Annotated in this window: 1 protein-coding gene; it reads right to left on the bottom strand. The window is 45.2% G+C overall.

The window, feature by feature from the left end:
* Window positions 1-513, bottom strand: a 513-nt coding sequence (locus D4A39_RS19140; RefSeq protein WP_199699489.1) for a hypothetical protein, incomplete at both ends; no start/stop codon positions are given.

Here is a 513-nt window from a genome sequence, read left to right as displayed (position 1 = left end):
GTCTGCGCCGTTCAGTCCCTTACCAGAGTAAACCTGCATGTCCTTGCCCTTGCCATCGTCTGAGATGTAATAGGTGATGCTCTTGTATTGGTCATTATAGAAAGCAACATCTGAGATAATACCTGTCAGGTAAACCTGTGTAGTAGGCGCTGTGCCAGCCTTGATGGCTGCGATAGCTTCTGCCACGTTGTATGGGTCACTGAGAGAACCCTTACCAGTTGCTGGAGTATCAGGAGATGTAGTTCCTGTATTCTCGATAGAGATGATGGTGCTGTTCTTGTCGATTTCATTGACAATAGTGCCATCATTCTTCGTGAATGCCTTGACGATTCCTTTTACTACTACGGTCTGACCAACTTTCAAGTCATCCTTGGAAGAGAAGTTTGCACCATCCTTGCCTTTGCCAGAGTATACTTCGATAACATCTGAAGAACCCTCGTCTGCGATGTTATATGACAAACTGCTATAGGTTGCGTTGAAGAAAGTTACGGCTGTAATCTTACCCTTTACGCA

Source organism: Alcanivorax profundi (genome assembly GCF_003597125.1).
In the GTDB taxonomy this organism is placed as follows: domain Bacteria; phylum Pseudomonadota; class Gammaproteobacteria; order Pseudomonadales; family Alcanivoracaceae; genus Alcanivorax; species Alcanivorax profundi.
Note: the sequence above shows the minus strand (reverse complement) of the source record. Positions and strands in the feature narration are given on the sequence as shown.